Annotated in this window: 1 protein-coding gene; it reads left to right on the forward strand. The window is 67.6% G+C overall.

The window, feature by feature from the left end; genetic code table 11:
• Positions 1-978: Ig-like domain-containing protein (locus LU684_RS30440; protein ID WP_232895372.1), on the forward strand; the 978-nt coding region annotated here is incomplete at both ends.

The raw sequence follows: 978 nt of genomic DNA on the forward strand, positions 1-978 counted from the left end.
CAACTGAGCCTGGTGCAGACCGACCCAAGCGGCAACGCCTCCGCTGCCCTCGAATACGACGTACCGCTGACCACGGCCCCGACTAGCCCGAGCAATCTGGCCGTCGATGCCGACGGCACCACCCTCACTGGTTCCGCCCCTGCGGGGACGCGCGTGGAGGTGCGTGACGCCAACGGCACCCTGATCGGCAGCGCCATCGCTAATGACGATGGCACCTTCAGCATCGAGCTGAGCCCGGCCCAGGCCAACGGCGAACTGCTGGATGTGGTCGCCATCGATGACAGTGGCGTTTCCTCGTTGCCCGCACAGATCACCGCGCCGGACATCACCGCGCCGGCCGCACCGACCGAATTGGCCGTCAGCGCTGACGGCAGCGTCATCACCGGCCGTGCCGAACCGGGCAGTACCGTGCGCATCCTGGCAGCCGATGGCACCGAACTGGGCACTGCGGTAGTCGGCCCAACCGGCGTGTTCAGCATCAACCTCAACCCCCCACAGGTTGACGGCGAAGTCCTGCAAGCCACCGCGACCGATGCCGCTGGCAATACATCCGTAGCCAGCGCGGTCACTGCGCCGGATATCGACGGGGGCGACACCACGCCGCCTGAAGCCCCGACCAACTTGGTCATCGGCCTGGCCGGCAGCCAGCTGAGCGGCCGTGGCGAAGCCGGCACCACCGTGCAGGTGCGTGACGCAGCGGGTAATCTGCTGGCTACAGGAACCGTCGGCCCGGATGGCACCTTTGTGATGTCCTTGAGCCCTGCCGTGAAAGACGGCAGCGCTCTGCAAGTGACCCTTACCGATGCCGCTGGCAATGTCTCGCCACCCGCTTCGGTCACCTCGCCAGACCTGCAGGCCCCTGCCCAGCCTACCGAGCTGGCCCTGGCTGACGGCGTGACCCTCACCGGTCGCGGCGAACCGGGCGCTACCGTGCAGGTGCGTGATGCCGCAGGCACTCTCATCGGCACTGGCACTGTG

It is taken from the genome of Pseudomonas sp. NMI542_15 (assembly GCF_021283425.1).
Classification (GTDB): Bacteria; Pseudomonadota; Gammaproteobacteria; order Pseudomonadales; family Pseudomonadaceae; genus Aquipseudomonas; species Aquipseudomonas fortuita.